This window comes from Candidatus Mycolicibacterium alkanivorans (assembly GCF_022760805.1).
GTDB lineage: Bacteria > Actinomycetota > Actinomycetes > Mycobacteriales > Mycobacteriaceae > Mycobacterium > Mycobacterium alkanivorans.
The window spans coordinates 772,500-792,270 of sequence record NZ_JAIVFL010000001.1 but is presented as its reverse complement, the minus strand read 5'-3'; the positions used below and the strand labels follow the sequence as shown (position 1 = coordinate 792,270).

Here is a 19,771-nt window from a genome sequence, read left to right as displayed (position 1 = left end):
GAAGTCCTATTATTCCTTGCAGGACAGGCACTTTCGCGTATCAACACACTCCACCCGGGGCATTGCGCGAAAAATCGAGGCTAACTCCGCCAACCATGCGGAGACGGTGAGACCGATGCCATTGGCCGGCACGCGGACTGTGCGTGCTGAGTGCAACCGGTCGGATATCTGATACAGGGTCGCCGATGTCACTGCTGCACAGGTTCGGGGGTTCTAAGGACGCCACAGCGACCAGAGGTGCACGTCGGCTTCGGTATGACGAACCCACTGTGGCCACCTCCTTGAGCACAACCCTGTCGATTCGATTCGACTCGTCCCGGGCTTCGGCGAGCAGGGTTCAAAGGCACTGGCCTGGCGGGACCTGGGCGGTATATGAATCCTGGCCGAAGTCCCAAGGCGCCCGAGACCTTCGTCCCTGCCGTGACTGGCCAACGTCCCCAGGGTCCCTGGGGCAAACCATTGCGCACCATGAGCGGAACTCGCCCTCGCCCACGCACGTTCATCGCCGATTCGGTCCTCCCGACAGGTGGCGCGCCATGGTTGCAGCAGCAAGGGGGTTGTCGCGAATATGAGCACTTCACATGGCCGGGCCGCACCCAACCATGCCGACCAGTGCAACGGCCAGCTGGCATCAAGGATTCCGTGTACGGCCTTGGTGCCCATAGACTTTGACGGTGACACGCAAGATTGCCGATAACCAGAACGTGGCCCACGCGACACCATGCGTTCTCTTGATCGATCTCCTGACCGCGGTCGGGTCATGGTACCCGCTGCTGTCATCGGCGGCGGTGGCGATGCGTGCCTGTCAGCTTTCAACACGGCGGCGCTGTGGCGAGTTCCGATGGTCCCTGCGCTGTTGGGTCTTTGGTCCCTATGTATCTCGCCTCGGTGGGTTGATTCTTGGGGTGTCTGGACACCGAGATGGGAGGGAGCAGCAGACATGTATGCGTTCGGGATGATCGCCTTGCTTGGGCTGGCGGTTCTGGTTGTGTGTGGGATCGTGGCCCGGTATCTGGGGATGGCACGGGAGTTGACGGCGGCGGCACTGGTGGTGCTCGGTATCGCCGCGGTCTGGATCGCTGACTTCGATCTATTCGGGGCGTGGGGACTCAATGTCCGCAACCACGCGCTCGGATTGGTATTCACCGGCCTAGTGGTGGCGGGCGCGGCATACTTCTGGCAGCCGCTACTGGCGTCGTTTGAGGCATACGCCCGCAGGCAGAGCGACGAGGCCCAGACGCTGGAGAAGACGCAGAACCTGCGTCGGGTCGCGTAGCCGTCTTTCGTGCCGGGCCGGTCGGGAGCTCGCCTCCTGACTGGCCGAGTGCATTCGTGTCGTTCTGCGTTGTCACGCTTGGTCATTGACGGCGTTCGATGCTCGCACAGACGGCCGGACCATGGGTCAAAGGGTCACGCGATGAAGGGACTTTCGCCACTCGCGCGGTGGGTCGTGACGGCCATAGCCTCGGCGAGGTCATCATCGGTTGTGCGGGTTTGCTTGTGCGAGCGCCAACCAACACCTCGACAGAATGGGGAGTTCGATCATGCCTGAGACAGCACAGAAGAGCGCGCCGGCATGGGACGAATTGTCCGACGACGTACTCGAATCGGTCGAAACGGGACGCAAGGGCGCCATCGAGGCCGTGCGCAAGTTCGCCGATGAAGTGACTCCCGTGCTCGCCGATCAGTCGCGGCGCAGGACCGTCATCGACGCCGCCTTGGACATGGCCGAGGAGCTCCTTACGGCACGGATCGAGTTCCCGCGCAGCGTCGTACGAAGTGCAGGCCAGACGCTGAGCAAAGAGTGAGCGTTGCCAGCGAAGAACGCGCCAACCTCATCCTCGAACTGGTACGGGCGCTAACCGCCGAGGTCCACCCGCACGCATCGCGGCGCCCGGTAACCCTCGACAGCCCGTTCGACGAACTGGGCATCGGCAGCCTCGAGCTGGCCGAGCTGCTGCTTCGAGTCCAACATGCGTTTGGGGTGGCGTTGCCCTCGCACCTGCTGGCCGACGCGGAGACGCCGCGTGATCTCCTGCAGGCTGTCATGCGCCACCATGGGCCGGCCGGCGAAGACGTCGGCCTCGCGCTTCAGGCCGCGAGGGCGGGCGGCACGGCACGGGTGTCGCTGCCCGGGGTGCGGCGCCTGTCCCCTCCGATAGCCGCGTCGACGTTGATCGACGCCCTCGACTGGCACGTCGGCGCGGCCCCGCATCGGATGCACATCCGCATCCTCGACGAGTCGGGCAGCCCGATAGAGGTGAGCTATGAGGCGCTGCGCCGGGACGCCACCGCCGTGGCTGCGGGGTTGCTGGCCCACGATGTCACGCCCGGCGACACGGTCGCCATCATGTTGCCGACCACCCGCGCGTACTTCGTCACGTTCACCGGCGTGCTCCTCGCTGGTGCCGTGCCGGTACCCATCTACCCGCCGGCCCGGCCGTCGCAGCTGGCCGATCACCTGCGCCGTCACACCGGCATCCTCGCCAATGCCCGAGCCGCGCTGCTCGTCACCGTGCCCGACGCCCTCTCCCTGGGCCAGCTGCTGCGTTCCAACGTCGAGGGCCTGCGCCATGTCGTCGTCCCCGAATCCCTCACGGGTGTGACCGACGTTGCGCTTCCTCGGCCCCGGGCAAGCGACCTCGCGCTGGTGCAATACACCTCGGGCAGCACCGGCCAGCCCAAAGGCGTTGCGCTCACCCACGACAACCTATTGGCCAACATCCGGGCGATGGGCCAGGCCGCGGCGGTATCGGGTGCGGACACCTTCGTCAGCTGGCTGCCGCTCTATCACGATATGGGTCTGATCGGCGCGTGGCTGTCATGCCTGTATTTCGGCATCCCGCTGGTGGTGATGGCACCGCAGGCGTTCTTGACCCGCCCGTCGCGCTGGCTGTGGGCGATCCACGCCAACCACGGCACGATCTCGGCCGGCCCGAACTTCGCCTACGAGCTGTGCCTGGCCAAGATCGACGACACCGAAATCGACGGACTCGACCTGAGCTCGTGGCGGTTGGCCTTCAATGGCGCCGAGCCGGTCAGCCCGTCGACGATCGAGCGGTTCATCGAGCGCTTCGCCCGCTACGGGTTGCGGCCGGAGGTGATCACGCCGGTGTACGGGCTGGCTGAATCTGCGGTCGGGCTGGCGTTCCCACCGCTGGGCCGCGGGCCGCTCATCGACCGCATCGACCGCGACAGGTTCGGGCGTTCGGGGCGCGCCGATCCGGCCAAGCCCGACGAGGCCGACCCGCTTCGGTTCGTCGCCTGCGGCCAGCCCCTGCCCGGGCACGAGATCCGGGTCGTCGACGCCACCGGCAACGAGCTGGGCGATCGCCGGCAGGGCCGCATCGAGTTCCGCGGCCCCTCGGCCACCGCCGGCTACTTTCGCAACGCCGCCGCAACGCGGCGGCTGTTTCACGACGACTGGCTCGACACCGGCGATCTGGGCTACCTGGCTGACGCGGACCTCTACGTCACCGGCCGCATCAAGGATGTGATCATCCGGGCAGGCCGCAACCTGCACCCCACCGAACTCGAGGAAGCCGTCGGCAACGTGGCCGGGGTCCGCAAGGGGTGTGTGGCCGTATTCGCCTGCCCCGATCGGACCGGGGGCGCAGAACGGCTCGTGGTGATGGCCGAGACCCGGGCGACCGACGACGAGACGACCGCCGCGTTGCGCTCCGAGATCATCACGACGGCGGTAGATCTGCTCGGCGCGGCCCCCGACGACGTGGTGCTGGCGCCCCCGCGCACCGTCCCGAAGACCTCCAGCGGCAAGATCCGCCGCGCCGCGGCCCGTGAGCTCTACCAAAGCGGAAGGGTCGGTGCCCGACCGCGGCCGCTGTGGTGGGAGCTGGCCCGTTTCCGTCTGCGCGGAGCTGTGCCATCGGTGCGCCGCGCACGTCAGACGGCGGCCGCCCTCGCGTTCGCCGCCTACGCGTGGGCGCTCTTCATCGTCCTCGGGGCGTCGGTAATCGCTGTGCTACCGCTGCTACCCCGGATCCGGTGGCGTCGGCGGTTGGCTGTTGGCGCCGTCCGAGTGTTGGCGCGGCTCACCGCGACGCCGGTCACCGTGCACGGCCTGGCCGGTCTGCCTCGCGGGCCCTCGATCGTCGTGGCCAACCATCCGAGCTGGCTGGACGGGCCGGGACTCGCCATGGTGCTACCCCATGCTTTCCGGTTCGTTGCCGGCGAAGTACTAGAGCACGAGGCGCTGACCGGATTCGTGCTCAGTCGGCTGGGCACCGAGTTCGTCGAACGCTACGAGCGTGAGCATGGCGTGGCCGACACCGACCGGGTTGTCACCCTCGTCCGGGGTGGGCAGTCAATTGTGGTCTTTCCCGAGGGGCATCTGGCCCGCGCCCCTGGGTTGCGGCCCTTCCACATGGGCGCGTTCGTCGCCGCCGCCCAGGCCGGAGTGCCGGTCGTGCCCGTCGCCATCCGCGGGACCCGGGAAGTGCTTCGGCCCGAGCACCGCTTCCCGCGGCGCGGGGCAGTCGACATCATGATCGGTGCGCCGATCCAGCCTCTAGGCACCGACTGGTCAGCGGCGGTCGCATTGCAGCGCGCCGCGCGAGATGCTGTCCTTCGTCTCTCGGGTGAGCCCGACGTCGAATAATCCAGGGAGGGAAGACGAGATGACCATCGGAGTTCTTCGCATTGTCGCCGGCAGCGCCAATCCGGGCCTCGCCAGCGCGGTCGCCAACCATCTGGGCGTCGAATCTGACGGCGCCAACCTGGCACGGTTTCCCGATGGCGAACTTCGCCCGACGATCGAAAACGTCTGCGGCGCTGATGTTTATGTCATTCAGCCAACGGCGCCACCGGTCAACGAGCACATCATCGAATTGTTGTTGCTGCTGGATGCCTGCCGCCGGTCGCGCGCCGCGCGGGTGACCGCGGTCGTGCCGTACTTCGGCTACGCCCGCCAGGACCGCCGCACCGCCGCAGGGCAGGCCCTTGGCTCGGCGGTGGTCACCGACGCGATCGCCGCCGCAGGCGCGGACCGGCTCGTGGTTGTCGACCCGCACACGCCCTCCCTGGAGGCGCAGTGCCGAATCCCGGTCGAAACGCTCACCGCCGTGCCCACCCTGGCAGGTGAGCTCGTTGCCGAGGTGTCGGTGGGCGCCGTGGTGGTCGCCCCCGACCTGGGTGCGGTCAAACTGGCCGAGCGGTATGCCGAAGTCCTGCGTGGACCGGTGGCGGTCGTGCGCAAGCACCGCGAGAGCGGGGCCGCGGTCAGCGCATTGGACATCGCCGGCGATGTGGGAGGCCGTCCCGCCGTGGTCATCGACGACATGATCACCACGGGCGCGACGATCGAAGCCGCGGTCGAGTTACTGCGTGCGCATGGCGCGGCGCCCGACGTCGTTGTGGCCGCGACCCACGGGCTTTTCGTCCACGCCGCCGTCAACCGTCTGCGTGACCTCGATTTGGGGCGCGTGCTCGTCACCGACACCGTGACCCCCAAAGACGCAGGCCCAGCGATCGAGGTGTGCTCGATCGCACCGACGTTGGCGATGGCCATTGCCTGCCTGCACAACGACGAGGCGCTGCACCAAACACGCACGCCCGCGCGATAATCGGCCATGACATTGCGCCAGCACCTCTCCGCGCTGTTCACCGACCTCTACGAAGTCACGATGGCGCAGGCCTATTGGGCCCAACGGATGTCGGGCACCGCGGTCTTCGAAACCTTCTTTCGCAAACTTCCACGTGGCCGGTCGTATGTGATGGCGGCCGGCTTGGCCGATGTGCTCGACTTCCTCGAGGGGCTCCGATTCGACGAGGCGGACCTGCACTACCTGCGCGGGTTGGGTCTGTTCTCCGATGAATTCGTCCAATGGCTCGCCGGGGTGCGTTTCACCGGAGATGTCTGGGCCGTTCCGGAGGGCACCGTCGTCTTTCCGAACGAGCCGATCGTGCAGGTCATCGCGCCGATCGTCGAAGCCCAGCTCGTCGAGACGTTGGTCCTGAACCAGATTCACTGTCAGAGCGTGCTCGCGAGTAAGGCGGCACGCGTGGTCGACGCCGCGCGCGGTCGGGTGGTGGTGGACTTCGGGGCGCGGCGAGCGCACGGCATTGACGCGGCGCTGACAGTCGCGCGGACAAGCTATCTCGCGGGCGCCACCGGCACGTCAAACGTGCTCGCGGCGCGCGAGTACGGGATTCCGGCGTTCGGCACGATGGCGCACAGCTTCATCCAAGCCTTCGGCACCGAAATCGATGCCTTCGAGGCGTTCGCTCGGCTCTATCCGGGCACGACTTTGCTCGTCGATACCTACGACACGCTGCGCGGGGTCGATCGCGTCATCGAGTTGGCCAAGCGCCTGGGGCAGCGCTTCGATGTGCGCGCGATCCGCCTCGATTCCGGCGATCTCGGTGCGCTATCGAAGGCGGCGCGGGCACGGCTGGATACCGCGGGTTTGCACCGGGTCGGGATCTTCGCTTCGTCGGGTCTTGACGAGTACCGGGTTGCGGCGCTTCTGGACGACGGCGCTCCCATCGACGGGTTCGGTGTGGGCACGCGGCTGTGCGTCGCAGAGGATGCGCCCGCACTGGACATGGCGTACAAGCTGGTCGAGTACGCCGGAGTCGGGCGCACGAAATTCTCCAGCGACAAGGTGATTTACCCGGGCCGCAAACAAGTGTTCCGCAGGATCGAGGACGGAACTTTCGCGGGCGATACGATCGGCGAGCCCGGCGAAGGCCTGGCCGATGAGCAGTTGTTGGTGCCCGTCATGAAGGACGGTCGACGCATCACCGGGTATGACGCCGGCCTCGAGGCGGCGCGCGCCCACGCACGGCAGCAAGTCGACGCGCTTCCCCCACAGCTACATTCGCTTGAGGATGCTCGTTGGTCCTACCCCATAGCCGTCAGCGCCGGGGTTGCGACTGAGCTCGAAACGTTACGCCACCAACAGCGATTGGTCGCCGAGGAGAAGAGGTGAGCAGCGCTCACCAGTAGCTACAGCAGGCCCTCGACGTCGGCGGTCGCCAGGAGCGGGCGCTTCGTCCGACTAGGACCTTGTGTGACCCCAGCAGGACATGTGCCCCAGCGGCGCGTTATCACAGTGCAGCATACCATTTCTGCCGCTACAGGCTCGAAAACCCTTCTCCCGCACGATCCTTGGTTTGTTCGAAGTTGGCAAGTGGCACGATCAGTTTCAGTGCCCGACCCGCGGGTGTGGAGACGCGAGCCGGTACACGTCGATCAGTCGGCTCAGATCGCTTGCGGTGACAATGCCGGCCAGCTGGCCGCCGCTGACGACGAGGGCGCGGTTACCGCAACCCGGCCCCAGACGCTGCAGCAGCGCAGTGAGCGGTTCGTGCGGTGCCGCCGTGGGCACCTGGGGTAGGGGGATCGCGACCTCACGCACCAAGGTGGCAGCGCGCTGGCTCGGTGCGACGCCGCGCAGTTGCGCCAGGGTAATCAGCCCGATGATCGATCCGTCGCGGTCGGCGACCGGGTACGCCGAGTGGCGGTCGCCCAGCAGGTAGCGCTGGATGAAATCCTCGATGGTGATGTCGGCGGGGGCAGTGTGGGGCTGGGCGGTCATGACGTCGGCGACCCGGACACCGGCGATGGCTTGCTGGGTGGTCACCTGCGCCTCCTCTTCACGGGAAGCGGCGAAGATGAACCACCCGAGAAACGCCAACCACACGCCACCGACCAGGACCCCCGCCAGAAACTCCACCAGCCCGAGCGCGATCAGAATGAACGCGAGGACGCGCCCGGCGCGCGCCGCGCCGACGGCGGCGCGCACGGGATCGCCGTAGCGGCGCCACAAGTAAGCCTTCAGGACCCGCCCGCCGTCCAACGGAGCGCCGGGTAGCAGGTTGAACAGGCCAAGCAGCAGGTTGATCCCGGCCAGCCACCACGCGACGCCGAGGACGATGTGTGCGACCCCCAGCGCGCCGAGTCCATAAGCCGCACCGGCGAAGACCACCGCGAGCGCCAGGCTCATCAGCGGACCCGACACCGCGATCCGAAACGCCCCCTGAGGTGTCTTGGCTTCGCCGCCGAGCCGGGTGACGCCCCCGAACAGCCACAGCGTCACGTCGAACACCTCCACGCCGGCGCGGCGCGCGAGGATCGCGTGCGTCAGTTCGTGGGCCAGCAGCGACCCCAGCAATATCAGCGCACCGCACACCCCCGCCAGCCAGTACGCCCACGTCGAGTAGCCCGGCACTGTGCCGGGCAACGTGGAGGCCAGACTCCAGGTGAACAACCAGAGGATCACCAGCACGCTCCAGTTGACGCTGACCGGAAATCCGGCGATCCGTCCTATCGGGATGCTGCCCATGTTAATTAACCTCCAAAGATGGTGCCGGACAACGCATTAGTGGCGGGCGACGATCACCGGGTCGCGGGCTGCATGCACCACGGCGGTGCTGACCGAGCCGAGCAGGGCCCGCTGTACCGCGTCCTGCCCGCGGCAGCCGGTGGAGCTCAGCAGGGATCGGCACGGCGGGCCAGACGGCCAGCGGGCTCAAGCCGTGCACGACGGTCAGTCCGGCGTTGCGCATCGTTGCCTCGCGTGCGGCCCACCGCACGGCCATTATCGAGGACGGAGACCCATCGACACCGACCACGACTGCCGGCTGTGTGCTGCGATCAGACATTTCACCGTCTTTCGTGTTTGGACACGGGTGCGCCAGGGTGCGATGTCGCAGACGGTAGATGGTCGCCGATCAGCGGTCAGGAGGCCTTGGTCCCGATGGAAGTGGCCATACGGCCCTTCGACGCATCGACCCATCGCGCCACACTCGAGGGATGAAGCCCTTCGATGCCGGTCGTCAGCGGGCTGAACGGCTGAAATCGCCTGCGCGTACCGGAAAGTGAGTACAATGGATCTCAGGTATCATGCCCGTCGTGCGCAGCGGTTATGAAGCACGCCTGCGCCGTATGGCAGGACGGGTGGACCTGCGTCTCAAGAAGTCCAGAGCTAGACACCCCGAGTCGCCGACGAGGGGCACCTATCGGCTGGTCGAGGGGCTGCCGTCAGACAGCGCTAGCGGGCGCAGCCGTGTGCTCGTGGCCGGTGAACGACCACGGGGTACGGCCTGACACTCGATGACGTCCACTCGTTCCTCATCGAGCGCGGCAAACACGACAACTAAACTAAATTCCTCGCGGACGCGAAAGCCCGGCTCCATCGAGCCATTCCTAGGGATCGCCGCAACACGGCTTGATTTGGGGCGGGTGTTCTACGGCACCCACCTCTGAGTCAACCCGCCTTGGGCCCGGTCAGGAACACCAAACGGAACTTGTCGATCTGGATCTCGTCGCCGTTGCCTAACGCCGCGGATTGCACCGGTTTGCGGTTGAGATAGGTTCCGTTGAGGCTGATGCAGCTGGAACCGGGAACCCGCGTTGGGCCCGCGCTTGACGACGAGAGCGGCCGAGCCGCTCGGCAACCCTTCGACTCCCCACACCCCCGCCTCGGCAGCGGCGCTAGAGCCGCGGCGTCGAGTTCGCCCAAAGGATCAGCGCGGATCGCGGCGGTCGTGTCCCCGGCGGGTTGATCAGGTGATTGCTCGTTGTTTTCTCTTGGCTCACTGGCTGTTCCTTGTCGGCCGTTCTGGCGGGTATGGCAGGCCCGTCAGCTCGCCGGTGTGCTTTCAGACGTTACCGCGGGGTCCCGCTGATGGTGGTGGCCGTGCTGGCTCGACCTTGCCTTGATGGTTTCGGCCGTCAGGTTCGCACCCGCAGTGTGCATCTGCCCGTTATCGACAACCACCGGTTGGTGGGCGCTTGTCAGGGAAGCCGACATCGTACGGCGTCTTGCCCAATACGCCATCGCCGGATTCGTCAAGGCCATCTGTTCACAGCAGGCCACTACCAGCCGTCGATTCATGCACACTGCCGACCTCGTGCACGCAATGGCCGAAGGCGATGACAATGGTTCCGATCAGTCGTGGGTGGCTCGATGCGCCAGCAATTCGTCCTCCCACACCGCCACTTGCGACGCCGATTCCTTGTCGGCGATGGTGTCATCTAACCAGCGGGAAAAGTCCGCGCGTTCGAGGTGGTACTGCAGCGCTCGTGGATCGAGATGTCTTATCGCGGTGCGGAAATCGCCCATGGTGCCTGCTGCGGCGATGACTTGGCCGTCGGCTGGCCGGAAGTAGAACCGCCGTTCCCTGGGCAAGGAGACGTCGGCATATTTGTGGCGATGCCGCACGTGGGTAGCCCCGCGCTCTGCGATGGTGAACGAACGCGGCGGCCCGGCGCCAAAACGCACACAGGCCCGCCGCCTCGTTCGGGAGACGACATCTTCTGCGGTGTTGGCGTCGTCGAGTGTGAGCAGGACGTCGGTGTCGTCGACCTCGTTGGCGGGCAGTGACGCCGGCGCGAATGATGACAACACGCAGCCGCCACGATGTGTCCAGTGGGCTTCCGGGTGATGGCCGAGCAGGTGGGCCCCGTCGTAGATCGTCCAGTGTGGGAATCCGCGCGCTTCGCGGTGCACGCTGGCCGCCGACCGCAATCGATGCAGGTAGTCGACCTTGTGTGGGCTGGTGAGCCCGGACAGATCCACCACGATGCTGATGTGCGGATGCAGCGTGTCGACCAACTCGTGCGGCTCGGGCAGGTGGTGGCGGGCATCAACAACCTGCACCCGGGCGAGCTCCCCAAATTCCACGTGGTCGCCCTCGGGGTCAAGGACAAGCACACAGTAGCCACTCTCGATCCATCGCTCCGCCAGCAGGCCGACCAGGTAACTCTTGCCTGACCCGGCGGGTCCGGTGACCAACATCCGCGCCTGGCTGCCCGGTATCTTCACCGGTGTTCCGTCGTCGAAGGTGCCGATCTCGACCCACCAGCGTGGCGGACACCAGCGTCGGACTCCGCTGAGGTACGCGCCGGTGAGCAGCTCGGCGACCCCGGCTCCGTTGTCTTTGTCGAGGACGAGGTCGGCATGGTCACGCACAGAGGGGGACGGCGTTGGCCACGGCGGCTCCGATCTCAGCCATCCCGAACAGCGACTGATGGCGCACGCCCACAAGGGTGACGGCCCGCGCCGAGGCGACCTGCTCAGCTACCTGTACTTCGATCCCGAATTCATCAATGCCTCTGTCGAACTGGGCCAGCGCGACGCGAACGCATTATTCGACGGCGCGCCCGACACCGAAGTGCCCTGGCGGACCAACTGATTCGGGCGATCCCTAGTAGATCGCGGCCTGGCGCTACTGAGCGGCGCCGATCATTGCCAATTGAGATCTTCGTCCAGCTGCTGAACGTGACCGTCACGTTGGTCTGCGGAACGGGTATCAACCGTGATCTGTTGCCAATACGCCGGACTGTAAAGGTGAATATCCTTGCCGCAGTTGACCCTTAGCACACCGCTTGCGAGCACTTGATAGGTCGCGCCGCCGGAGAATTCGACATCCTCATCGCGGTCGCTGACTTGTATCCACATTTTCATAACGGAAGGTATCCTGCACATCGTCCGATCGGGATTCTTGACGCTACCGGCGGCACGGCTGGCTGCACGGAGCCGGAAGTCCCGTCAATGTGTGGTCGGAAGTCCCCAAAGCGAGGTCTTTGGGCTGCTGGCAGACAGGCATGATCGGACCATTCTGTCCCTTGTGCGTTCGAATGACACTGCAGCCGAGGCGCTGCAGGAGCTGGCCGATCTGATCGCAATCTCGGGCGGCGATCCGTACCGGGTGCGTTCATACGAGAAGGCGGCCCGTGCGGTCGCCGGTTGGCCTGCTGATCTCGACAGTCTCGACCGCAACGGCTTGATAGCCATCCCGGCCGTCGGTGCGCACACCGCCGACAAGCTGCTTGAGCTCCGGAAAACCGGCCACATCGCCGCTCTCGAGGAGCTCCACGCACAGGTGCCAGCAGGCCTGCGCGCACTACTGGGCATCCCCGGGCTCGGACCGAAACGGGCCCACCAGGTCTATGTCGAGTTGGGCATTTCGTCGATGCCGCAGCTGCTGGCCGCGCTGCACGACGAACAGCTGCGCCACCTCAAAGGATGGGGCCAGATCAGCGAGCGCAACCTGGCCCGCGCGATTCGCCAGATGCAGGAAGTCGGGGGGCGCATGCCGCTGGCGGTCGCCCTCGACATCGCCGAGGATCTGGTCGCCCAGCTCGCAGCACTGCCGCAGGTGACTCGCATCGACTACGCGGGATCGCTGCGGCGCATGCGTGACACCATCGGCGACATCGACCTGCTGGCGGCCGCAGACGAGGACCCGGGATCGGTCATGGAGCACTTCTGCACCATGCCGTTGGTGGATCGCGTATTGGCCCACGGCCCGACCAAGTCCTCCGTGGTGACAACCAAGGGTGTCCAGGTGGACCTGCGGGTCGTGCCCGCGGCGGTGTGGGGCGCGGCCCTGCAATACTTCACCGGCTCGAAGGCACACAACATCCGCATCCGCGAATTGGCCGTGCATGCCGGGTTGAAGTTGTCCGAGTACGGGCTGTTCCGCGTCGACGACGGCCAATTGCTGGCGTCGGCAGACGAAGCCGATATCTACGCCAGACTCGGGCTGCCCTGGATCCCCCCGACATTGCGCGAAGACCGCGGCGAAGTCGAAGCCGCACTGGATGACCAGCTTCCCGATCTGGTCGAGGTCACCGACATCGCCGGCGACCTTCATATGCATACCGATCTCACCGACGGCCTCGCCGGCCTGGATGACATGGTCGCCGCCGCGGCCCGCCATGGATACCGCTACTGCGCCATCACCGACCACGCCCCGATGATGGCCATGCAGCGGATGACCCGCGACAAGGCCCTCCACCAGCGAAGCAAGCTACCCGAACTGACGCGCCGACACGGCATCACGGTGTTGCACGGCTCCGAACTCAACATCGGCGCCGACGGCTCCCTGGACTGGGATGACCAATTCCTCGCGAGTTTCGATGTCCTCGTCGCTTCGGTGCACTCCGATTTCGATCAGAGCCGCGAGGAGATGACCAAGCGCCTGCTCGCCGCCATCGAGCACCCCTACGTCAACATCATCGGCCATCCGACCACCCGACTTCTCGGCCGTCGTCCCCCCATCGATTTCGATGTTGATGCCGTGTTCAAAGCGGCCGCGCGCACCCATACCGCCCTGGAAATCAACGCCTTCCCCGACCGGCTGGATATCAACGACGATCTCGTGCGTCGTGCCCGCGATCATGGCGTCGTCTTCGCGATCGACACCGATTCCCACGCCGTCGGCCACCTCGACTACATCCGCTACGGCGTCGCCGTCGCCCAGCGAGGCTGGGTAGCAGCCGACGAGGTGATCAACACCTGGCCACTGAAGCGGCTGCGCCGGTTCCTCGCAAAACGACGCCACTGCCCTCCCACACACTGACGATCTACCCTCGGCGGCGGTCATCATCGATGTCGCGGGTCGGCATCTGGGTCCCGTTGGGCTGCTGGTGAATTCGCCACCGAAATGGTCACGCGGTTATTTCGTGTTGTCGTCGACGATGCGAACGCCGGTGACGATCTCGGGGTTGATGGCGATCACGGTGTCCATGGCCATGTTCACCCACGGCTGCAGCAGTTGTTGGTAGCGGTGGCGCCGGCGGGCACTATGTCGCGTGCAGTGGTCATGACTTCCTGGCGGGTCGGTGATCAGCCCTGCCCGCGGTCCCGCCGTGACCACGCCGGTTTCGACTTTGACGGTCTTTCCCGTTGCGGCCACCGCCGCCTGGGCGGCGCGCAACATCGGTTCGGCGTGGGTGAGGTGTCGCCCGAAACACTCGCCCGGCCCGGACGGAACTGCCGCGACGTCGGCGGCGTGGATCAGCCGCAGCGGCACATCCCGGGCAACAGCCTCCTCGGCGGCCCACCGCGCCGCGGCGACGGCGGCGTCAGACCCATCGATGCCCACGACGATCGGCGACGGCGCATGCGGACGGGTCATATCGGCTCTCCATGGCGGCGGATCTCGGCCATCGCAACCCTTCGTGGTTGATCTTCGGTGGCGCCACCGGGACGCGTTCCACCCACTTCGGCTCCCTCCATCGCGCTGTGATGTCATCGTCATGGCTGCGCCATGTCCCGACACCGTTATCCGCTCACCGATAGACCGCACGAGGCTGTTGGCTCGAGTTCAGCCCTGCCCAACTCTGGTCACCGGCCGGCTGACCAAGCGAGGGGCCGAAAGTCCTCGATCACACCTGGGCCGCCGCCAACTGTTGCAGTGTGCCGATCGGCAGCCCGACGTGCAGCGGCAGCGCCATCCACGCCGTCAGCAGGCTGTCGCGGCCAAACAGGGTCATGAACCACGGCGCGCCAGCCGCGACGAACGCCCGGCCGCGACCGCCGAGGTTGGAAAGCGTTACGGTCTCCCGCCGGCCATCAGCCACCAACCGCTCGCGCACCACCAACAGCGTGCTGTCGACCAACCCGGCGTGCGGCGCCCGGCGCAGAATGCATTGTGCGGCAAAGGCTTCCGACGACTCGACCGACACTGATTCCGCGACCTGGCCGTCGACGCGCAGTTCCCATCGCGACAGCACCCGTGCATGGCGGAAGAACAGCCCCTGCGAGCCGCCCGCCACCGTGTCGCCGTGGCGGTCTGACAGACAAGACGTCGCGCCTTCGACCAGCGTGACCGTGTCGCTGCCCGCCCCGATGCGAGCCGGTTCGCCGCTGTTCAGCGCGGCCGGTACCGTCATGCGCTGGCCCGCCGATTGATCCGGTCAACGCATCATGGTTTCCGACCGGCTCCTCCCACGGCACCCGCAATAGCAGACAACGTGCATCTGCTACCAGTTTGCGCTTGCTAGGCCTCTGCGCGCCCGCACAGAGAAGGGCGTTTAGCCGTCGCTCGCGCCGACCTCAAGACTGCGGTGTCGGTAGTGCACCGCACTGATAGCAGCGGAGAAGAAACGTCGGACGTGTGTTCGCAAGTGCCGCGGTCGCCGGTGTTGCTGACGTCGCCTCCAAGGGAGGTCATGCGGCGCCCAGGTGCTCGATTGCGCCGGTCGTCTTCGGTCGGATTCTGCGGGTTTGCTTGGCGGAGCGGGTAATTCGCTTCTGCAGTGTGTCGGCTGCCAGAACCGCGGGGGCGGCGAGCGCGGCGGCGAGAACGCCGGCGCCGCTGGGGGGCGACTGGCCGAGCAGATGTGCGAGGGGCGCGATGTAGAGGAACGCGGCGAGCATGGCCAGCTCTGCTGCGACGGCCCCGATCAGCAGCCGGTTGCTACGCAACGGGATCTGCCAGGCGAATCGGACGGTGCTGCGGCAGGCGAACGCATTGCTCACCTGGCCGAAGACGATGGCGGTGAAAGTGGCGCCCGAGGCCGCGAGCAGCGCTGCCCCGGTCGGGAAGGGTTCGCCCAACCACCAGCCCGCGGCGAGGAAGGAGACGACGAATGCGCCAAGCCCGATGATGGCTTCGACCGAGCCGAGGATGGCGAATGCACGGGCGAACAGGCTGCGGTCGATCAGATGTCCGCGCGTCGGCGGACGGTCGAGCACGTGCCGGGCGGGTGGTTCGGCACCGAGTGCCAGCGCGGGCAGCACGTCGGTTCCGATGTCGAGGGCGAGCACCTGCAATACACCGATGGCCAGCGGGAAAGCCCCGCCCGAGAGCGCCCACATGATAAACGGGGCGAGTTCGGCGACGTTGTCGGTGAGGTGGTAGGTCAGGAACCGGCGGATGTTGGCGAACGTCGACCGGCCCTGCTCCACAGCCGCGACGATGGTGGAAAAGTCGTCGTCGAGCAGGACAAGGTCGGCCGCCTCGCGTGCGACGTCGGTGCCGGAGCGGCCCATGGCGACGCCGATCGCGGCCTCCTGCAGGGCGGGGGCGTCGTTGACCCCGTCACCGGTCATCGCGACGACGTGCCCACGGGCCCCCAGGGCTTCGGCGATACGCAGTTTGTCCTCCGGGGTCACCCTGGCCACGACGGTGCCGTCGCGATCCAACAGCTCCCCCAACTGGGCCCGGTCGGCGGGCAGCTCATGCCCGACGAGGACCCGGTCGCTGCTGCCGGCGAGCCCGACCTCGCGTGCGATCGCGCCCGCTGTGTCGGGGTGGTCGCCGGTGATCATGGCGACCCTGATGCCCGCGCGCCGGCACGCGGCAAGCGCGGCCGCGGCTTTCGGGCGGGGCGGGTCTTCCAGCGCGACCAGCCCCAGCAGGGTCAGGTCGGTTTCCGCCTCGTCGGCCGATGTGGGCAGAGCGCCGGTGAATGCCCTGGTGGCCACCGCGATGACGCGCAGGCCGCGCCCGGCTAGCCGCGCCAGCGCCTCGGTGGCCGCCGGTGCTGGCCTGCACCGGGAAACGATGGCATCGGGCGCGCCCTTGACGAGCACGCGGTTGCCGACCACGACGGACATCCGGCGCCGGCGGGCGTCGAACGGGAATCGCGCTCGTTCGGGCGCCGCCTGAATTTCGGCGGCGATGTCGACGCCGGCGCGGCGGGCGAACGCGTCGAGGGCAGCTTCCATCGGGTCGCCTTGGGCGATCCATTGCCCGTCCTTCATCACGGCATGGCCCGTTGAGCAGCGCCGCGCGGCCAGCGCAATGTCGGTCAGCGCGCCGCGGCAGGCCGGCGGTGTGCAGGTGAGCGCGCCGGTGGGTTCATAGCCGTTGCCAGCCACGGTGGCCGTGCCGTCGGGCATCCAGATCTCGACGACCGACATTTCGTTTTGGGTCAGCGTTCCGGTCTTGTCGGTGCAGATGAACGTGGTCGAGCCGAGGGTTTCCACGGCTTCGAGGTGCCGCACCAGTGCGCGATGCTCGGCCATCCGCTGCGCGCCCATGGCCAGCGAGAGGGTAACGGTGGGCAGCAGGCCCTCGGGGACGACGGCCACGGTGACGCCGACCGCGAATAGGAATCCGTCGGCGGCGGGGGTGCCGAGGAGCAGGGCGATGGAGAAGAACCCAACGCCGACCGCGATCGCGACGGCCGCGATGATGCGCGACACCCGGTCCAACTCGCGTCGCAGCGGGGTCGGCGGGGGTCGCTGCGTCTGGGTGAGTTTGGCGATGCCGGCGAGCCTGGTTCGCGCCCCGGTTGCCACGACCGTTGCGTGGGCTTCCCCTTCGACGATGAAGCATCCCGCGTAGACGTGATCGGCTGGCGCGGGGTGTTCAGGAACGCTTTCCCCGCTCAGTGCCGAGGTGTCTACCGCCAGCGCGTGGACCGTGTCCAGGCGCAGATCCGCGCAGATGCGGTCGCCTTCGGCCAGCAGCACGGCGTCGTGGGTGACGAGGTCTTCGGCGGGGACCTGCATCGTGGTCGCGTCGCGCACGACGGTGACCTGGCGCGGCAGCAGGCCGCGCAGCCGTTCGGCGGCGTGTTCGGCCTTCTGTTCCTGCGCGAAAGCGAACACCCCGTTGAGCACGATGACCGCGAACACCGCAATGCCCAGCTGCGGCATGCCGGCCAGGAAGGCCAGCCCGCCGGCCACCCAGAACAGTAAGGCGAAGAAGTGCACCATCTCGGATACGAGCAGTCGCCACGCCGGCATCTTGCGTCGCACCGGCAGCGTATTGGGACCTTCGGCGGCCAGGCGTCTGGCCGCTTCGGCCGATGTCAACCCTCGTGGCCCGGTCACACGATCACCGCGCTCATTAACAGCACCTGGGGCGGTGTCATGGGCGCTCGCGCCTGCCCGCCACGTGGGAGATTGACCGTTGGGCATGCGGGGGATGGCGTCGGGTCCACCAGAGGGCGACCGCCACCGCAAGCGCACACACGATCGCGGCAAGCGCGACCGCCAACATAGACAACGCGATGAGTTCGACGACCGTCATCCCGGCTCCTCAACATTGGCGATCCAGTGTCAATTGCGCTCGATTCTGCAGGGTCGCAGGCCACCTGGCGCGGGGCGGAAGTCCGGGACTGTCGAGGACTTTCGGTCCTTTCGCGCGGTATCCGCCTAACATCGTCGGGCATCGTTCGCGAAGGAGCAGACGCGGCTTAGCCTTTCACCACTCCTAGCGGGATGAGTCGGGCGACCTTGCGGGCGAGCCCGGCTTGGTGGCTGGTCTCGATGACGGCGTCGATGTCCTTGTAGGCTTCGGGTTTTTCCTCGGCGAGTCCGCGCCGCGAGCTGCCCCGCACGAGGATGCCGTGCTCTTCGAGACCTCTGCACAGGACATCCGCATTGGTGCCGCGGGCGGCTTGGTGGCGGCTTTGCACCCGGCCGGCGCCGTGCGCGGTGGAAAAGAACGCAGGATTATCGGCGACGCCCACCAGCACGTAGGAGGCGGTGCCCATGGTGCCCGGTATCAGCACCGGCTGGCCGACCTGCGCCAGTTCGGCGGGCAGATCGCTGTGATGGGGCGGTAGGGAGCGGGTGGCGCCCTTTCGATGCACACACAGGGTGCGCAGGTTTCCGTCGACGGGATGGGTCTCGATCTTGGCCAGGTTGTGGGAGACGTCGTAGAGCACCTGAAGCGAGGTCGCGGTGTGCGCCTCGAACACCCGGCGGGTGGCCTCGGTGAGCAGCTGGCGGTTGGCGCGTCCGTAGTTGGCCGCCGCGGCCATCGCCGCCAGATACGCCTGGCCCTCGGGGGAACGCACGGGCACACACGCCAGCTGCCGATCGGGCACGGCAATTCCGTAGCGGGCCATCGCTTTTTCCATCTGCCGGACGTGGTCGGTGCAGATCTGATGGCCCAGCCCGCGTGAGCCGGTGTGGATCATCACGCAGACCGCGCCCTCGGCCAGCCCCATCGTGGCGGCCACGGCCGCGTCGTAGACGCGGTCCACGGTTTGCACTTCCAGGAAGTGGTTGCCCGAGCCGAGGCTGCCGATCTGCCCGAGCCCGCGTTCCACAGCCCGCTCGCTGACCGCGGACGCGTCGGCTCCGGCGAGCACGCCGCCGTCCTCGCAGCGCTGCAGGTCTTCTGCCACACCGTGGCCCTGTTCCACCGCATACTCGGCGCCACCGGTGAGCACACGCTCCAAGGCTGCGCGGTCCGGCAGCCGCCACACGCCTTTGGTGCCCACCCCGCGCGGTATCGCCCGGTCGAGGTGATCCATCACCGCGCGGATCCGTGGCGCCAGCCGCTCCCGGTCCAGCTCGCGGCTGATCAGCAGCCGCACCCCACAGGAAATGTCGAAGCCAACCCCACCGGGAGAGACCACCCCGCCGTCGTCGATGTCGGTGGCCGCCACGCCGCCGATCGGAAACCCGTATCCCCAGTGAATATCGGGCATCGCATACGACGCGCGCACAATTCCCGGCAGCGTGGCGACATTGACGACCTGTGCCAGCGCCATGTCGCCGTGTTCGTCGGGCAGCAGCGATCTCGACGCGAAGACGATGCCAGGCACCCGCATCGCGCCTTCTTGCTCGATCCGGAACCGGTACGGGGTCTCCTCGATGATCTTCACGCGCTTGGCCTCACTCACACGTCAAGGGTGACCAGGCACCGCCAGCCAGCACTGCCGTGCGACAGCCGAATATCGTTGAGGGACACCGCCTTTGGTACGGCCCCCAGCTGGGGCAGCATGGTCGCGTCGACCATCGCAAACCTGACCTCCACGCCGCCTTCGACGTCGCGCAGGGTGAGGTCGACCGGCGCCTCTGCTTCGGTGTCCAGCAGGTAGATGACCTCCTCGAGCACCGCGACCAGCAGATCGTCGTCACGCTCCGCGGCGAGCCGGCACCGGTGAGTGCGTTTCGGGTGCGCCGACGTGGTGTCCAGGAAGCTCTCGACGGTGCCGAGCACCGCCTGCTTGATGCAGCCGTCACGGGTGGGTGCCCACGCCTCAATCCGCAGGTCCGCGGTGTGCGGCACGCTGCGATGCCCTGATGGGCTGTGCGCCATGGCTTTT

At 67.0% G+C, this 19,771-nt stretch carries 16 protein-coding genes and 5 pseudogenes; 7 read left to right on the top strand and 14 right to left on the bottom strand.

Annotated features, from left to right (window positions below; all coding sequences use genetic code 11):
* Window positions 1–9: 9 nt before the first annotated feature.
* A complete protein-coding gene (locus K9U37_RS20710) occupies window positions 10–192 on the bottom strand; it encodes an Rv2628 protein family (protein ID WP_504871047.1) in 183 nt (60 codons plus the stop codon).
* Window positions 193–940: 748 nt separating this feature from the next.
* On the opposite strand from K9U37_RS20710, the gene K9U37_RS03960 reads away from it, so the two are divergent.
* From K9U37_RS03960 to K9U37_RS03940, 5 genes are all read left to right on the top strand, one after another.
* Window positions 941–1,276: a hypothetical protein gene (locus K9U37_RS03960; protein ID WP_243070609.1), complete on the top strand. Its 336-nt coding sequence runs from the start codon at window positions 941–943 to the stop codon at window positions 1,274–1,276.
* Window positions 1,277–1,544: 268 nt separating this feature from the next.
* The gene (locus K9U37_RS03955; protein ID WP_243070608.1) at window positions 1,545–1,808 is read left to right on the top strand and encodes a hypothetical protein; all 264 of its coding nucleotides are present in this window, start codon (window positions 1,545–1,547) and stop codon (window positions 1,806–1,808) included.
* The gene (locus K9U37_RS03950) at window positions 1,805–4,618 is read left to right on the top strand and encodes an AMP-binding protein (protein WP_243070607.1); all 2,814 of its coding nucleotides are present in this window, start codon (window positions 1,805–1,807) and stop codon (window positions 4,616–4,618) included. Before K9U37_RS03955 ends, K9U37_RS03950 begins: the two co-directional genes overlap by 4 nt.
* Window positions 4,619–4,637: 19 nt before the next feature.
* Window positions 4,638–5,582 (top strand): ribose-phosphate diphosphokinase, encoded by a 945-nt coding sequence (locus K9U37_RS03945; protein WP_243070606.1) that lies wholly within the window; start codon window positions 4,638–4,640, stop codon window positions 5,580–5,582.
* Between the two features lie 6 nt (window positions 5,583–5,588).
* Window positions 5,589–6,950 (top strand): nicotinate phosphoribosyltransferase, encoded by a 1,362-nt coding sequence (locus tag K9U37_RS03940; protein WP_243070605.1) that lies wholly within the window; start codon window positions 5,589–5,591, stop codon window positions 6,948–6,950.
* A 216-nt stretch (window positions 6,951–7,166) separates the two neighbouring features.
* Here K9U37_RS03940 and K9U37_RS03935 read toward each other — a convergent pair whose 3' ends face one another.
* The 5 genes and pseudogenes from K9U37_RS03935 to K9U37_RS03920 all read right to left on the bottom strand — a co-directional run bounded on the left by K9U37_RS03935 (window position 7,167) and on the right by K9U37_RS03920 (window position 10,937).
* Window positions 7,167–8,306 carry a site-2 protease family protein gene (locus tag K9U37_RS03935; RefSeq protein ID WP_243070604.1) on the bottom strand — a complete coding sequence of 380 codons (1,140 nt, stop codon included), beginning with the start codon at window positions 8,304–8,306 and terminating at the stop codon, window positions 7,167–7,169.
* Between the two features lie 36 nt (window positions 8,307–8,342).
* Entirely contained in the window at window positions 8,343–8,411 is a 69-nt protein-coding gene (locus K9U37_RS20320) for a hypothetical protein (RefSeq protein WP_372489556.1), read from the bottom strand.
* An 82-nt stretch (window positions 8,412–8,493) separates the two neighbouring features.
* A pseudogene (locus K9U37_RS20315) lies at window positions 8,494–8,625 on the bottom strand (universal stress protein); the annotation flags it as partial.
* A 605-nt stretch (window positions 8,626–9,230) separates the two neighbouring features.
* A pseudogene (locus K9U37_RS03925) lies at window positions 9,231–9,500 on the bottom strand (FHA domain-containing protein).
* A 414-nt stretch (window positions 9,501–9,914) separates the two neighbouring features.
* Window positions 9,915–10,937 carry a helicase HerA domain-containing protein gene (locus K9U37_RS03920; protein WP_243070603.1) on the bottom strand — a complete coding sequence of 341 codons (1,023 nt, stop codon included), beginning with the start codon at window positions 10,935–10,937 and terminating at the stop codon, window positions 9,915–9,917.
* A 58-nt stretch (window positions 10,938–10,995) separates the two neighbouring features.
* On the opposite strand from K9U37_RS03920, the gene K9U37_RS03915 reads away from it, so the two are divergent.
* On the top strand, window positions 10,996–11,160 hold the full coding sequence (locus tag K9U37_RS03915) for a hypothetical protein (protein ID WP_243070602.1): 165 nt from the start codon (window positions 10,996–10,998) through the stop codon (window positions 11,158–11,160).
* A 50-nt stretch (window positions 11,161–11,210) separates the two neighbouring features.
* On the opposite strand, the gene K9U37_RS03910 is transcribed toward K9U37_RS03915, so the two are convergent.
* Entirely contained in the window at window positions 11,211–11,426 is a 216-nt protein-coding gene (locus K9U37_RS03910; RefSeq protein ID WP_243070601.1) for a hypothetical protein, read from the bottom strand.
* A gap of 169 nt (window positions 11,427–11,595) precedes the next feature.
* Here K9U37_RS03910 and polX point away from each other — a divergent pair, with 169 nt between their 5' ends.
* Window positions 11,596–13,332: a DNA polymerase/3'-5' exonuclease PolX gene (gene polX / locus K9U37_RS03905; protein WP_243070600.1), complete on the top strand. Its 1,737-nt coding sequence runs from the start codon at window positions 11,596–11,598 to the stop codon at window positions 13,330–13,332.
* 96 nt (window positions 13,333–13,428) lie between these two features.
* Here the strand turns inward: polX and K9U37_RS03900 are convergent.
* The 7 genes and pseudogenes from K9U37_RS03900 to K9U37_RS03870 all read right to left on the bottom strand — a co-directional run.
* Window positions 13,429–13,539: pseudogene (locus tag K9U37_RS03900) on the bottom strand (pyridoxamine 5'-phosphate oxidase family protein); the annotation flags it as partial.
* Window positions 13,540–13,620: 81 nt separating this feature from the next.
* Window positions 13,621–13,890 (bottom strand): annotated as a pseudogene (locus K9U37_RS03895) (universal stress protein); the annotation flags it as partial.
* Between the two features lie 256 nt (window positions 13,891–14,146).
* Window positions 14,147–14,647 (bottom strand): annotated as a pseudogene (locus tag K9U37_RS03890) (glycogen debranching N-terminal domain-containing protein); the annotation flags it as partial.
* A 277-nt stretch (window positions 14,648–14,924) separates the two neighbouring features.
* A complete protein-coding gene (locus tag K9U37_RS03885) occupies window positions 14,925–17,540 on the bottom strand; it encodes a cation-translocating P-type ATPase (protein WP_243070599.1) in 2,616 nt (871 codons plus the stop codon).
* A gap of 37 nt (window positions 17,541–17,577) precedes the next feature.
* Window positions 17,578–17,739, bottom strand: coding sequence for a hypothetical protein (locus K9U37_RS03880; protein WP_243070598.1), 162 nt, complete (start codon window positions 17,737–17,739; stop codon window positions 17,578–17,580).
* 166 nt (window positions 17,740–17,905) lie between these two features.
* Entirely contained in the window at window positions 17,906–19,345 is a 1,440-nt protein-coding gene (rtcB, locus tag K9U37_RS03875) for an RNA-splicing ligase RtcB (protein WP_308197330.1), read from the bottom strand.
* The gene (locus tag K9U37_RS03870) at window positions 19,342–19,764 is read right to left on the bottom strand and encodes an archease (protein ID WP_252393930.1); all 423 of its coding nucleotides are present in this window, start codon (window positions 19,762–19,764) and stop codon (window positions 19,342–19,344) included. Before K9U37_RS03870 ends, rtcB begins: the two co-directional genes overlap by 4 nt.
* Window positions 19,765–19,771: the final 7 nt, after the last annotated feature.

Coding starts and splice junctions, on each gene's coding strand:
- K9U37_RS03955 (WP_243070608.1), top strand. CDS start 1,545: ATGCCTGAGACAGCACAGAAGAGCGCGCCGGCATGGGACGAATTGTCC.
- K9U37_RS03910 (WP_243070601.1), bottom strand. CDS start 11,426: ATGTGGATACAAGTCAGCGACCGCGATGAGGATGTCGAATTCTCCGGC.
- K9U37_RS03960 (WP_243070609.1), top strand. CDS start 941: ATGTATGCGTTCGGGATGATCGCCTTGCTTGGGCTGGCGGTTCTGGTT.
- K9U37_RS03935 (WP_243070604.1), bottom strand. CDS start 8,306: ATGGGCAGCATCCCGATAGGACGGATCGCCGGATTTCCGGTCAGCGTC.
- K9U37_RS03915 (WP_243070602.1), top strand. CDS start 10,996: ATGGCGCACGCCCACAAGGGTGACGGCCCGCGCCGAGGCGACCTGCTC.
- K9U37_RS03870 (WP_252393930.1), bottom strand. CDS start 19,764: ATGGCGCACAGCCCATCAGGGCATCGCAGCGTGCCGCACACCGCGGAC.
- K9U37_RS03940 (WP_243070605.1), top strand. CDS start 5,589: ATGACATTGCGCCAGCACCTCTCCGCGCTGTTCACCGACCTCTACGAA.
- K9U37_RS03945 (WP_243070606.1), top strand. CDS start 4,638: ATGACCATCGGAGTTCTTCGCATTGTCGCCGGCAGCGCCAATCCGGGC.
- K9U37_RS03880 (WP_243070598.1), bottom strand. CDS start 17,739: ATGACGGTCGTCGAACTCATCGCGTTGTCTATGTTGGCGGTCGCGCTT.